The 13877-nt window shown below is 70.7% G+C and carries 10 protein-coding genes; 7 read left to right on the top strand and 3 right to left on the bottom strand.

Features of this window, described 5'->3' with window-relative positions; translation table 11 throughout:
* Nucleotides 1-48 precede the first annotated feature (48 nt).
* Nucleotides 49-531: a GNAT family N-acetyltransferase gene (locus ACN6LB_RS34105; RefSeq protein ID WP_445029212.1), complete on the top strand. Its 483-nt coding sequence runs from the start codon at nt 49-51 to the stop codon at nt 529-531.
* A gap of 174 nt (nt 532-705) precedes the next feature.
* Here the strand turns inward: ACN6LB_RS34105 and ACN6LB_RS34100 are convergent, their stop codons facing one another.
* The 3 genes from ACN6LB_RS34100 to ACN6LB_RS34090 form a co-directional block, all read right to left on the bottom strand.
* Complete coding sequence (locus tag ACN6LB_RS34100; RefSeq protein WP_445029211.1) at nt 706-2049, bottom strand: amidase; 1344 nt, start codon at nt 2047-2049, stop codon at nt 706-708.
* 301 nt (nt 2050-2350) lie between these two features.
* Nucleotides 2351-2947: a dihydrofolate reductase family protein gene (locus ACN6LB_RS34095; protein WP_445029210.1), complete on the bottom strand. Its 597-nt coding sequence runs from the start codon at nt 2945-2947 to the stop codon at nt 2351-2353.
* A 107-nt stretch (nt 2948-3054) separates the two neighbouring features.
* Nucleotides 3055-4098 carry a LacI family DNA-binding transcriptional regulator gene (locus ACN6LB_RS34090; RefSeq protein ID WP_445029209.1) on the bottom strand — a complete coding sequence of 348 codons (1044 nt, stop codon included), beginning with the start codon at nt 4096-4098 and terminating at the stop codon, nt 3055-3057.
* A gap of 220 nt (nt 4099-4318) precedes the next feature.
* Here ACN6LB_RS34090 and ACN6LB_RS34085 point away from each other — a divergent pair, with 220 nt between their 5' ends.
* Genes ACN6LB_RS34085 through ACN6LB_RS34060 form a run of 6 tightly spaced genes read left to right on the top strand, consistent with a single transcriptional unit; the run spans nt 4319 to nt 13830 of the window.
* A complete protein-coding gene (locus tag ACN6LB_RS34085; RefSeq protein ID WP_445029208.1) occupies nt 4319-5608 on the top strand; it encodes an ABC transporter substrate-binding protein in 1290 nt (429 codons plus the stop codon).
* A 6-nt stretch (nt 5609-5614) separates the two neighbouring features.
* On the top strand, nt 5615-6556 hold the full coding sequence (locus ACN6LB_RS34080; RefSeq protein WP_445029207.1) for a carbohydrate ABC transporter permease: 942 nt from the start codon (nt 5615-5617) through the stop codon (nt 6554-6556).
* Entirely contained in the window at nt 6553-7464 is a 912-nt protein-coding gene (locus ACN6LB_RS34075) for a carbohydrate ABC transporter permease (protein ID WP_356141877.1), read from the top strand. The genes ACN6LB_RS34080 and ACN6LB_RS34075 overlap by 4 nt, the downstream gene beginning before the upstream one ends.
* Nucleotides 7465-7518: 54 nt before the next feature.
* The gene (locus tag ACN6LB_RS34070; protein ID WP_445029206.1) at nt 7519-8751 is read left to right on the top strand and encodes a glycoside hydrolase 5 family protein; all 1233 of its coding nucleotides are present in this window, start codon (nt 7519-7521) and stop codon (nt 8749-8751) included.
* Nucleotides 8752-8779: 28 nt separating this feature from the next.
* The gene (locus tag ACN6LB_RS34065) at nt 8780-10774 is read left to right on the top strand and encodes an endo-beta-N-acetylglucosaminidase (RefSeq protein WP_445029205.1); all 1995 of its coding nucleotides are present in this window, start codon (nt 8780-8782) and stop codon (nt 10772-10774) included.
* Nucleotides 10775-10806: 32 nt separating this feature from the next.
* Nucleotides 10807-13830 carry an alpha-mannosidase gene (locus ACN6LB_RS34060; RefSeq protein WP_445029204.1) on the top strand — a complete coding sequence of 1008 codons (3024 nt, stop codon included), beginning with the start codon at nt 10807-10809 and terminating at the stop codon, nt 13828-13830.
* Nucleotides 13831-13877: the final 47 nt, after the last annotated feature.

The raw sequence follows: 13877 nt of genomic DNA, 5'->3' as shown, positions 1-13877 counted from the left end.
CGAACCCATCGCGATCGCTGACGGCATGGGCGTGTCAGACTCACGTCCATGCTGATCAGAGAAGCCGCGGCCGAGGACTGGCCGCGGATCTGGCCTTTCTGGCACCGCGTCGTCGCCGCCGCCGAGACCTACGCCTGGGACCCGGACACCTCCGAGGAGGCCGCCCGCGCCCTGTGGATGGCACCCGCCAAGCGCGTGTACGTCGCCGAGGACGGAGCCGGCACCATCGTCGGCTCCGCCTTCCTCACCCCGAACTACGGCGGCCCGGCAGCACGCATCGCCAACGCCGGCTTCATGGTCGACCCCGACTGCGCCGGCCGCGGCATCGGCCGCTCCCTCGCCGAGCACGTTCTCGCCGAGGCCAAGGCGCACGGCTACCTCGGCATGGTGTTCAACGCCGTCGTGGAGACCAACCCAGCCGTCGGCCTGTGGACCTCGCTCGGCTTCAGCATCCTGGGCACCGTGCCGGACGCGTACGAGCACCCCCGGCACGGACGAGTGGGGCTGCACATCATGTACCGGGCGCTCTAGGGGGTGTTGTGAAAGTCCCGCACAGCACCCACGGCGCCCGGCACGCACCCTCGCCGCACCGGCCGAAGGCCCAAGTACGTCCAGTACGAGGGCCTTCGTCCGGCACGCCGAGGGCACGCACCGAACACCGCGGGCACCGCACAGGACTTTCAAAACACCCCCTAGACCCGGCCCTCAGTCCAGCGGCGCCGTCCGCTGCCACGGGTGCAGCTTCTCCAACTGCTCCGCCACCTCCAGCAGCGCCGCCTCCGACCCCGGACGCGCCACCAGCTGTACGGCGCAGGGGGCGCCCGAGGGCAGCGTGCCGAACGGCACCGACATCGCGGGCCAGCCGGTCAGGTTCCACGGCGGTGTCATCGGCGAGTAGTTCGAGTTGGCGAGCACATTGCGCAGCCAGCCCCGCTCGTGCCACGGCCCGGCCTTGGGCGAGCGCCGGGCCAGGGCCGGAGTGAGCAGCACATCGTGCTCGGCGAAGAACGGCTCCAGCCGCCGGCGAAGCTGCTCCCGGCTCTCGCCCGCCCGCACCTTGGCCACGAAGCGGCGCCCGACGGCCGCGTGCACCCGGGTGCGCCGGGTCAGCTTCCGCGGGTCGAGGCCCTGGGCGTCCACCGACGTGCCCGCCGTCCAGGTCGTGAGCGACGTGACGCTCAGCGACAGCGGAAACGGCGGATCGGCGCGCCGTACCTGGTTGCCCGCGCCGGCGAGCAGCCCCGCAGCCTCCTTGACGGCAGTCGTATACGGCTTGGTCACGGCGATACCGGCGAGCGGGCTGCGCAGCGAGACGGCGACCTTGCGCGCGGTCGTCCCCTCGCCGCGGACGACCTCGGTGTCCGCGAGGACGGCGAACATCAGCCGCGCGTCCTCGACGGTCGTGGCGAGGGGGCCGTTCTCGGACATGCCGAACCAGTCGCCGTCGCTGATGCCCGCGGGCACGACCCCGAGGCCGGGCTTGAGGGTGACCAGGCCGCAGTTGGCCGCCGGAATGCGCAGCGAGCCCATCCCGTCGTTGCCGAGCGCGATGGGCACCATCCCGGCGGCGACCGCGGCCGCGCTGCCGCCCGAGGAGCCGCCCGCCGTGCGTGTGGTGTCCCACGGGTTGCGGGAGGTGCCGTGCACGCCCTCCGTGGTGCCGAAGACGCACAGCTCGGGCACGTTCGTCAGGCCCACCACCACCGCGCCCGCCGCGCGCAGCCGGGCCACGGTCACATGGTCGGCGTCGGCGGGCGTGTCCGCGGTCGCGGCGGAGCCCACACGGTTCGACTCGCCGCGCACCGCCAGGTTGTCCTTGATGGCCACCGGCACACCCGCGAGGGGGAGTTCGGCCAGGTCGGCCCGCGCGGCCACCGCGTCCGCCTCGGCGAGCGCCGCGTCCGCGCGCACCACCCGGAAGGCACCGACGCGCCCGTCGAGCAGCTCGATCCGCGCAAGGTGCTCGGCCACCACCTCGCGCGGCGTCACCTTCTTCTCGCGTACGGCCGCGGCGATCTCGGCGGCGGTCCGACCGGCCCAGCTGGTCACGGGCGCTCCTCGTGGGTGACGTCGTACTGAGTGGATTACTGGTGAGTACGAGGAGCACTGTGCCCGGACAGGGGGCCTCGCGTCGAGAGGCACCGCGTTCCGGATGTCCCGCGCGCGGGGAGTCGCGCCTCAGGGATGCCGGCCCCTCACCGCCCCGAGTGGCTGTGTGCCTGGCGGCCGTGGAGCGGCAGGTCCCCTCGACGCAGTGGCTCTTCCGGTGGGACTGACCCGGCGCTGCTCTGCGGGAGGGACGGATGAGCCCCGATCGTCGCTCGCGGTCCCGGGCCGCGCAGGCCTCGCGCTACTCCCCGGCGACCGGCCGGTACGTGCACACCTGCGCGCCCGTCTTGGCGGTGACCGTGGAGACGAGTTCGAACGTGCGCTTCACGCCGTTGTCGGGGAAGATCGTCTTTCCGCCGCCGAGGATCACCGGCATGACGATGAGCTGGAGTTCGTCGACCAGGCCCTCGGCCAGGAGTGTGCGTACGAGGGTGGGGCTGCCCATCATCGCCAGGCTGCCGCCGTCGCTCTCGCGCAGCTCGCGAATGCGGGCCACGGCCTCGTCGCCGGGGATGCGGGTGGTGTTGTTCCACGTCAGGTCGTCGTCGGTGAGGGTGTTTGTCACGACGTACTTCTTGAGGCTGTTCATCTGGTCGGCGAACGGGTCGCCCGCCCGCTCCGGCCAGGCGCCCGCCATGGTCTGCCAGGTCCGGCGCCCGAAGAGCAGGGCCTCGGCCTGCGAGAGCCCCTCGGCGAAGGCGCCGCCGAGCACCTCGGGATCGAAGAAGGGGTGCGTCCAGCCGCCATGGGCGAAGCCGCCGTCGGTGTCCTCCTCGGGACCGCCGGGCGCCTGCACTACGCCGTCGAGGCTGATGAACTCGGTGACTACGATGCGCATGGAAGGGGCTCCTCGTTCGGGTGTCGGGTGCTTGCGGTCATGGAGACTGTGGCACCGCGGGAAAGTCATCGGCGGGAGAACACGAGGATTTGCCGGGCAACGCGGGCTCAGTTCCCGCAGGGTCCCGTGCTGTCCCGCTCGATCAGCCGCGGCACCGGTACCTGCACCGTCCGCGCCGGTCCGCCGTCCAGCAGCGCGGTCAGCTCCTGCGCCGCCGTCCGTCCGAACTCCGCAGTGTCACGGGAGAGCGCGGACAGCCACGGCTTGACCATGCGGCAGAGCGCCGAGTCCTCCCAGGACACCACCGACACGTCACCCGGCACGCGGAATCCGAGCTCGGTCGCGGCGGCGACCCCGGCGACCGCCATCACGTCGTTGTCGTAGACCAGCGCGGTCGGCGGCAGACCGCTCTCCAGGACGCGCCGGGTGACGGCGGCGCCCTGCGCGTCCGAGTAGTCCGTGGGCACCGAGCGCACCTCGGCGAGCCCGCGCCGCTCGGCCTCCGCGCGCAGCGTGCGGATACGGCGCTCGGTGTGCGCGAGCCCCGGCAGACCCGCGATGTGCACGATCCGGCGATGGCCGAGCGCGTACAGCCGGTCCACCACCGACGCCATCGCACCCGCATCGTCCGCCCACACGGTCGACAGCCCCGGATGCCGCGCGTCCGGCACGCCGCCGATGACAGCGGCGGGCAGCCCCAGTTCGTCCAGCAGGCCGGGGCGCGGATCGTCGGTGCGCGGGTCGACCACCAGTACCCCGTCCACCCGGTGCTCGGCCCACCAGCGCCGGTAGACCGCGCACTCGGCGTCCACGTCCTCCACCACCTGGAAGAGCAGCCCGAGGTGACGCTCCGCCAGCACCTCCTGGATGCCGGAGATCAGCTGGAGGAAGAACGAGTCCACGCCCAGCGAGTCGGCGGGGCGCGCCAGCACCAGGCCGACCGTGGCCGCGCCCTCGCCCGACAGGGCCCGCGCCGCCGTGCTCGGCCGCCAGCCCAGCTGTTCGGCGACCCGGCGGACCCGGGCACGGGTGAGGTCCGAGACCCCCGGCCGGTCGTTGAGCGCGAAGGAGACCGCGCTCTCGGAGACCCCGGCGCGCTGCGCGATGTCCTTCATCGTCGGCCGGCGCGCGGGAGACCGCTTGGCTGGCAACCTTGCTCTCCATTCCGTGGAACCTGTGCACTAATGCGCTTGAGTGCTCGCATCCTAAAGCGCATTAGTTATCAGCCACAAGTGCTTGCAGGAGGGCTTTTGGCCTGCGGATTTGCTGCACTAAAGAATTTAGCTGCGACGAATCCATTGACTTCGAAAGGCGCGAGCCTGCAAGGTCTGCGACGGCACCCGTTCATCACCCTGCAGAGGAGTCCCATCCGTGCGTATCTCCCGCAGAGCTCTCGCCGCTGCCGCCGTCGCCGTCGTCCTGCCGCTGAGTGCCTGCGGCTCAGGTGACGACGGCGGCGGCTCGACCGACGCCTCCGGCAAGGTCGAGGGCGACATCACCTTCCAGACCTGGAACCTGAGAGCCAACTTCAAGCCGTACTTCGAGGGCGTGATCGCCGACTTCGAGAAGAAGTACCCCGGTGCGCACGTGAAGTGGGTCGACCAGCCCGCCGAGGGCTACGCCGACAAGATCAGCGCGGACGCGGCCGGCGGCACCCTGCCCGACGTCGTGAACGTCTCCCCGGACCTGGTCGCCCCGCTCGCCAAGGCCGGACTCGCCCTCGACCTCGACAAGTCCGCCGCCAAGTACAAGAAGGAGTACCTGGACGGCGCCTGGGCGAGCCACGAGATACCGGGCATGACCGGGACGTACGCGTTCCCCTGGTACCTGAACACCGGCCCGCTCTTCTACAACAAGTCCCTCTTCAAGGAGGCCGGACTCGACGCCTCCAAGCCGCCGACGACGTACGACGAACTCTTCGCCGACGCCCTGCAGCTGGCCAGGAAGAGCAACGGCAAGGTCGCCACCCTCGCGAACGTGCCCACCATCGAGGACTTCGGCCGCTACGGCGTCGAGCTGATGAACAAGGCGGGCACCGGCTTCGCCTTCAACGACGCCAAGGGAGTCGAACTCCTCACCAAGTACAAGGAGTTGTACGACGCGAAGGCGCTCGACCCGCAGGCGCTGACCGCGACGCCCGAGTCGTCCGGGAAGAAGTTCCTCACCGAGGCCGTCGCCATGAATCCCGGCAGCGCCCTGGACCTGGGCAACTTCAAGAAGCAGGCGCCCAACCTGTACAAGAACATCGGCATCACGGACCAGATCACCAGCACCGGCAAGGTGAACATGTACGTGATGGGCGTGATGGTCAACGCGCGCACCAAGCACACCCCGGCCGCGGTCGCCTTCGCGCACTACGTCACCGACGCGCAGAACCAGATGTCGTTCGCCAAGAAGGTCGCGATCTTCCCGAGCACCGCCGGATCGCTGGACGACCCGTACTTCACCAAGGAGGACGGCACCGACGAGACACGGGTGCGGATCGCCGCCGCCAAGTCCCTGAAGAATGCGGTCAATTACACGCCGGTGCTCTTCAGCGAACAGATGAAGACCGCGCTGCGCAACGAGGTCGCCAAGGCGCTCCAGGGCAAGAAGAGCCCCAAGGAAGCTCTTGACAACGCTGTCAAGGCCTGTGACCGGCTCCTCCAGCAGCAGGGATGAACCGTCATGGCGAGTCCCACCGTCGCCCGTACGGCACCTGCTCCGCAGGCGCCCGCCCCGCCGGAGAAAGCGTCACGAGTGCGGCGCCATCTGCCCACCAGCCCCTGGCTGTTCGCCGCCCCCGGACTGCTGGTCACCGGCGCGTTCATCCTGTACCCGTTCGTCTCCACCCTGATCAACTCCTTCACCGACCGCCGGACCCTGATCCCCGGCGAGTTCGTGGGACTGGCCAACTTCCGCGAGCTCCTGCACGACGAGATGTTCTGGACCGCACTGCGCAACAGCACGCTCTACGTCCTCGGGGTCGTCCCCGCGCTCGTGCTGCTCCCGCTGCTGCTCGCCCTGCTCGTGCAGAAGAACATCCCCGGCATCACGTTCTTCCGCTCCGCCTTCTACACCCCGGTGGTCGCCTCCATCGTCGTGGTCGGTCTGATCTGGGTGTGGCTGCTGGACGAACGCGGCCTGGTGAATGCGGTGTTGGAGGCGGTCGGGATCGGCAGAGTCGGCTTCCTCAGCGACCAGTGGCTGCTTCTGCTGAGCGCGATGGCCGTCACGGTCTGGAAGGGCCTCGGCTACTACATGATCATTTATCTGGCCGCGCTCGCGAACGTGCCGCGCGAGCTGCACGAGGCCGCGTCGGTCGACGGCGCGGGCGCGGTGCGCCGCTTCCTCACGGTCACCGTGCCCGCCGTCCGCTCGACGATGGTGCTGGTCGGCGCGCTCTCCTCGGTCGCCGCCTTCAAGGTGTTCTCCGAGGTCTACCTGATGGCCGGGCCCGACGGCGGCCCGGCCGGCGAGGACACCACCCTCGTCATGCTCGTCCAGCGCACCGGCACCGGCCTGACCGGCCGCGTCGGCTACGCCTCCGCCCTCTCCGTCGTCGTCTTCCTGGTGACCGTGGCGCTGATGCTGCTCGTGCTGCGCGCCGACCGGAAGGAGGAGAAGTGAGCGTCCTGGACAAGACACGCCCCGTCGAGCGCCCGGCCCCGGCGCGAAAGCCCCGCCGCCGGATCACCGACGAGCACGGCCGCCGTATCCGCGTCTGGGAACTCGCCCTGCGCTACCTGCTGTTGCTCGCCGTGCTCGCGCTGACCGTCGGCCCGTTCCTGTGGCAGCTGTCCACCTCGCTCAAGGGCCCGACCGAGGACATCTTCAGCTCGCCCCCGAAGTTCCTGCCCGGCGAGCCGACCCTGCACAACTACGAGCGGGTCGCCGACACCATCCCCGTGTGGGACTACGCCCTCAACTCGCTGAAGGTCGCCGTCGGCAACGTCGTCACCAACTGCGTGGGCGCCGCGCTCGCCGGTTACGCCCTGGCCCGGCTGCGCTACCGCGGCCGCAAGGTGGCCACGCTCGTCTTCATCCTCGCGATGCTGGTCCCCGCGGAGAGCATCATCATCGCCCAGTTCACGACGATGCGTGAACTGGGCCTGAACAACACGCTCATCGGCGTGGTGCTGCCCGGCTGTGTGAGCGCGATGAACGTACTGCTGATGCGCAACGCGTTCCTCAACCTTCCCTACGAGATCGAGGAGGCGGCCTTCGTCGACGGCGCGAACGCCTGGCAGCGGTTCCTCAGGATCGCCCTGCCGTCGGTGAAGGGCACCCTCGCCGTCGTCGCGATCTTCGCGTTCATGGGTGCCTGGGACGACTTCCTGTGGCCGCTCATCGTGCTCAGCGATCCGTCGAAGTTCACCCTCACCATCGGCCTCAACTATCTGCACGGGACCTTCGCCAACGACGAACGGCTCGTCGCCGCGGGCACGATCATCGCCGTGGCACCGCTGATCGCCCTCTTCGCCTGCCTTCAGAGGTTCTTCTTCCGCGGCGTGGGCGAGGGCGCCGTCAAGGGCTGAGCCCCCGCACCCCACCGCTCCGCCTCCGCACCCCCGCTGCTCCAAGGAATCCGCATGACATCTGCCGTGCGCTTCGGCGTCAACTACACCCCCAGCGAAGGGTGGTTCCACCACTGGCTCGACTTCGACCTCGACGCCGTCCGCGCCGACCTCGACTCCATCGCGCGGCTCGGCCTGGACCACATCCGGGTCTTCCCCCTGTGGCCCTACTTCCAGCCCAACCGCACCCTGATCCGCCCCCGCGCGGTGGAGCAGCTCGTCGCGCTCGCCGACGCGGCGGCCGAGCGCGGGCTCGACGTCAACGTGGACGGACTGCAAGGGCACTTGTCGAGCTTCGACTTCCTTCCCGCGTGGACGCGCACCTGGCACCGGCGCAACCTGTTCACCGACCCGGACGTGGTCGAGGCGGAGGCGGCCTACCTGCGCACGCTCGCCGCCGCGCTGGCCGACCGGCCGAACTTCATCGGCATGACGCTCGGCAACGAGGTCAACCAGTTCGCGGCAGGGCCCCACCCCGACCCCGACCGCATCACGCCCGCACAGGCGGAAGCATGGCTGCGACGGCTGCTCGGCGCGTGCGAGGAGGGCGCCCCCGGCAAGCTGCACCTGCACGCCTCCTACGACGCCGCCTGGTACCAGGACGACCAGCCCTTCACGCCCGCCCACTCGGCCCACCTCGGCGCCCTCACCGCGGTGCACTCCTGGGTGTTCAACGGCACCGCCCAGCGCCACGGCCGCACCGGCACGGCCACCGAGCACCACGCCGCGTACCTCGTCGAACTCGCCAAGGCCTGGGCGCACGACCCGCACCGCCCGGTCTGGCTCCAGGAGGTCGGCGCGCCCGCCCCGCTGATCCCGGCCGAGCACGCCGCCGCCTTCACCGAGGCGACCGTCGCGAACGTCCTCGACTGCCCGGACCTGTGGGGCATCACCTGGTGGTGCTCCCACGACGTCAGCCGCGACCTCGCCGACTTCCCCGAACTCGAATACGGACTCGGCCTGTTGACCAACGACCGGCAAAACAAGCCGGCCGCCGAGACCCTCGCCCGCATCGTCGGGGAACGGCGACCGGATGCGCCCGAGCCCCGCACCACGGCCCTCGCCGTCGACATCGCACAGGGCCGTTCCGTCTGCGCCCCCGGCGGCCCCGTCTTCGAGGCCTTCGCCCGGCTCACCGCCGACGGCGCCCGCCCCACCACCGTTCTCGCGGACCGCGCCGACGACAAGGAACACCTCGCGGCCCGCGGCATCACCGAAGTCGTCACCCCCGAACAGGTCACCGAGTAGCCCGTCCCACAACGAAACGGAGCACGCAGTGAACCTCAGCAGACGCACCGTCCTGCTCGCCGCGGCCTCGGCAGCGCTCACCCCCGCGCTGCCCGCCGCCGCGACCGCGGCCACCCGAGACCTCCAGCCGTACGCCTCCTACTGGTATCCCGACTCCCTGCCCTCCGGCTCCCCGGGCACCGGCATCACCTGGCGCAGCCTGAAGGCATGGCGCGCCGACACGGACGCCGACCTGGCCTTCAACGCCGCGTCCGTGCCGCTCGCCACCCGCTTCACCCCGACACCGGCCAACACCACGGCCCGCACCGGGCAGGCCCGCGTCCAGTCCCTGGTCTCCTTCGGCCCCACGTCGAGCAACCCCGCACAGGGCGCAGCCACCGCCGACTACTACGCCCTCACCCACTGGGCGTACGTCGACGAGCTCGTCTTCTGGGGCGGATCGTCGGGCGAGGGCATCGTCCTCGCGCCCAACGCGCCGATCGTGGACGCCGCCCACCGCCACGGGGTGCCCGTCCTCGGCAACATCTTCCTGCCGCCCGTCGCTTACGGCGGGCAGCTCCAGTGGACCCGCGACCTGGTCCAGAAGGACTCCGCCGGGCACTACCCGCTCGCCGCGCAACTGGTCGCGGTCGCCGCCGCTTACGGCTTCGACGGCTGGTTCGTCAACGCCGAGACCGGCGGCGGCGACTCCGCGCTCGCCACCGACATGCGCGGCTTCCTCAAGGAGCTCAAGGTGCTCGGCGCGGCGCGCGGACAGCGCGTCACCTGGTACGACGCCATGACCGTGAACGGCTCGGTGAGCTGGCAGGGCGCCCTGAACAACCAGAACAAGACGTTCTTCCAGGCCGCCGACTCGATGTTCCTCGACTTCCGCTGGTCGAAGAGTTCGCTGGTCTCCTCGGGCAACGTGGCCGGCCAACTCGGACGCAGCCGCTACGAGTTGTGGGCGGGCGTCGACGTCGAATCCAACGGAACGAACTCCTCGGTGAACTGGGACGCGATCGTGCCGACCACCTCGGCGCACCTCACGTCCATCGGCTTCTACCGGCCGGAATGGACGCGCAACCACCTGCCCGCGAACCGCACACCCGGCGACTTCCACGCGGCCGACGACCTGTTCTGGACGGGTGCCTCCCTCGACCCGTCGAAGCCGGACACCACGGCGAACTGGCGGGCCCCCGCGGTATCGGTCGCCGACCGCTCCACCGTCACCTCCGCCCCCTTCGCGACGGTCTTCAACACCGGCCACGGCCTGAAGTGGTACGAGGCCGGAAAGGCCACCTCGGACACCGCCTGGAACCATCTCGGGCTCCAGGACCGGCTGCCCTCGCGCCGCTGGATCGTGCGCACCAGCGGTCAACGCCCTTCTGTTGCCTTCGACTTCGCGGATGCCTGGCGCGGCGGCAGCAGCCTGCTGGTCGCCGGCTCCCTGAACGCGCCGACGACGCTGGAGCTGTACACGACACGGCTGCCCGTCGCTTCCGAAACGGTCGTGGAACTGACCCATCGGGTCGACGCGGGCAGCGTGCGTGTCGAACTGGCGGTCGCCACCGCCGATCCGAGCGCGCCGGGGCAAGCGCCCTCGTACACCTACTTCCCCCTCGCCACCGGCACGGGCTGGCAGACCACGACCGTTGCGCTGACCGGCCTGTCCGGCACGGTGCGCACGCTCGCGGTACGGCTGACCGGCAGCGGTGGCCAGGTGCGCTGGCGGCTCGGCGGCCTCGCGGTCCGGGGCGCCACGGTCACCCCGGCCGCCCCCACCGACCTGCGCGTCACCGACGCCGACGGCGGCAACCTGCGCTTCGCGTGGCGGGCCGCCCCCGATGCCGTACGCCACTACGAGCTGCACCGCGTCCTGCCCGACGGCACCCGCCGCTTCCTCGGCGGCACCTGCCAGCGGGCCTTCTACGTCGCCGGTCTCGCCCCCGAGCAGGGGGAGAGCTCCGCAGGGTTCGAACTGCGCGCGGTCGGGGAGCTGTTCACCGTGTCGACGGCCGCCACGACCACCCGTACCTGGTAGCGAAAAAGCACCCTCACCCCACGGAGCACTCCATGCATGACGACCGCACCCTGGTCGAAGCCCGCCTCCGGCGCGTCCTCGACGAGCGCATCCGCCCTGCCGTGTACCCCGAGTCCGTGCCGCTGGACGTCGCCGTGTGGCACGCCCCCGGCGAGCCGGTACCGGTCGCGGAGGGGCTCGCCGCCGCACCCGAGCCGATCGCGGTCGGCGCGCGCTGGGGTGCTCCGTGGGGCACCAGCTGGTTCCGCGTCACCGGAACCGTCCCCGAGGCCTGGGCCGGAAAGACCATCGAGGCACTGCTGGACCTCGGCTTCGACGAGAACATGCCCGGCTTCCAGTGCGAGGGCCTCGTCTACCGGCCCGACGGGACTCCGGTGAAGGGCCTCAACCCGCGCAACCAGTGGGTGCGCATCGGCTCTCCCGTCGAGGGCGGCGAGGAGGTCCGACTGCACATCGAAGCCGCCTCCAACCCCGTCATCCTCGACTACCACCCCTTCCTGCCCACGCAGTTGGGCGACAAGGAGACGGCAGGCAGCGAGCCGCAGTACACCCTCGCCCGGATGGACCTCGCGGTGTTCGACGAGACCGTGTGGCAGCTCGTCATCGATCTGGAAGTGCTCGGCGAGCTGATGGCCGAGCTGCCGGTCGACGGCGCGCGGCGCTGGGACATCCTGCGCGCCGTGGAGCGTGCCCTCGACGCGGTCGACCTGCAGGACGTGGGCGGCACGGCCGCCGGCGCGCGTACACACCTCGCGGGCGTGCTCGCCGAGCCCGCCGTCCCCTCCGCGCACCGCATCAGCGCCGTCGGGCACGCGCACATCGACTCGGCCTGGCTGTGGCCGCTGCGCGAGACGGTCCGCAAGGTCGCGCGAACCACCTCCAACATGACGGCCCTGCTCGACGACGAGCCCGACTTCGTCTTCGCCATGTCCCAGGCCCAGCAATGGGCGTGGGTCAAGGAGCACCGGCCCGAGGTGTGGGCGCGGGTCAAGAAGGCCGTGGCCGACGGGCGGTTCGTGCCGGCGGGCGGGATGTGGGTCGAGTCCGACACGAACATGCCGGGCTCGGAGGCGATGGCCCGTCAGTTCGTGCACGGCAAGCGGTTCTTCCTCGACGAGTTCGGCATCGAGAACGAGGAGGCGTGGCTGCCCGACACCTTCGGCTTCGCCGCCGGGCTGCCGCAGATCATCAAGGCGGCGGGCTCCAAGTGGCTGCTCACACAGAAGATCTCCTGGTCCCGGACCAACAAGTTCCCGCACCACACCTTCCAGTGGGAGGGCCTCGACGGCACCCGGATCTTCACCCACTTCCCGCCCGTGGACACCTACAACTGCTCCATGAAGGGCAGTGAAATCGCCCACGCGGCACGGAACTTCAAGGACAAGGGAGCGGCCCGGCACTCCCTCGCGCCCACCGGCTGGGGCGACGGAGGCGGCGGCACCACCCGCGAGATGGTCGCCAAGGCGACCCGGCTGCGCGACCTCGAAGGCTCCGCCGCGGTGGTGTGGGAGACACCCGAGAAGTTCTTCGAGAAGGCGCAGGCCGAATACCCCGACCCGCCCGTGTGGGTGGGGGAGTTGTACCTCGAACTCCACCGCGCCACCCTCACCAGCCAGGCCGGCACCAAGCAGGGCAACCGCCGCAGCGAGCACCTGCTGCGCGAGGCGGAGCTCTGGGCGGCGACCGCGGCCGTACGCACCGGATTCCCTTACCCGTACGAGGAGTTGGACCGTATTTGGAAGACGGTGCTGCTCCATCAGTTCCACGACATCCTGCCGGGCTCGTCCATCGCGTGGGTGCACCGGGAGGCCCGCAGGACCTATGCGCGCGTCGCCGAGGAACTGAACGCCGTCATCGACGCGGCGCAGCGGGCCCTGGTGGGGGAGGGCAGCACGGAACTGGTCTTCAACTCCGCACCGCACAGCCGAAGCGGCGTGCCGGCGGGCGGCGCCGGCATCCCCGTCGTCGCGGGAGCCGTATCGCTGATCTCGCCGGCAACGGGCGGCCACGTCCTCGACAACGGGCTGCTGCGGATCGGGATCGACGGGCGCGGCCTCGTCGTCTCCGTCCACGACATCGAGGCCGACCGGGAGACCATCGCCCCCGGAGGTGCCGCGAACCTCCTCCAGCTCCACCCGGACTTCCCGAACATGTGGGACGCCTGGGATGTCGACGAGTTCTACCGGAACACGGGCACCGACCTGATCGACGCCGACGAGGTCGTCCCGGGCGCCGACGGCAGCTCGGTGCGCGTCGTACGGTCCTTCGGCGCTTCCCGCGTCACACAGGTGCTGTCCCTCGCGCCGGGGGAGCGGCGGCTCACCCTCGACACCGAGGTCGACTGGCACGAGACCGAGAAGTTCCTCAAGCTGGCCTTCCCGCTCGACGTGCACGCCGAACGGTACGCGTCCGAAACGCAGTTCGGGCACTTCTACCGCCCCACCCACACCAACACGTCCTGGGAGGCGGCCAAGTTCGAGGCCTGCAACCACCGGTTCGTGCACATCGAGGAGCCGGGCTGGGGCGTCGCGGTCGTCAACGACTCGACGTACGGCCACGATGTCACCCGTGCCGTACGCAGTGACGGTGACGGCGGTACGACCACCACCGTCCGCGTTTCGCTGCTGCGCGCCCCGCGCTTCCCGGACCCCGAGACCGACCAGGGCGTGCACCGCTTCCGGCACGCGCTCGTACCCGGCGCGGGGATCGGGGACGCGGTGCGCGAGGGCTGGCGCACCAACCTGCCGGAGCGCACGGTCACCGGCAAAGCCTCGGCGGTCGCGCCGCTGGTGAGTGTCGAGCAGGACGCGGTCGTCGTCACCGCCGTGAAGCTCGCCGACGACGGCAGCGGCGACGTGGTCGTCCGCTTCCACGAGTCCCGCGGCGGTCGCACCCGGGCCACCCTGACCGCGGGCTTCGAGTTAGCCGCCGTCACGGTGACGGACCTGCTGGAACGCCCCCTTGCCGACGCCGTGGCGCCGGAGCGCGACGGCGACCGGCTGACGCTGCGACTGAGGCCGTTCGAGCTGGTGACGCTGCGGCTGGCACGGGTGTGAGCGGGCTGCGGTGACAAGGCGGCGCCGTGACGACGGATGGTCGTCAC

This window comes from Streptomyces sp. SAS_270 (genome assembly GCF_052543295.1).
Note: the sequence above shows the minus strand (reverse complement) of the source record. Positions and strands in the feature narration are given on the sequence as shown.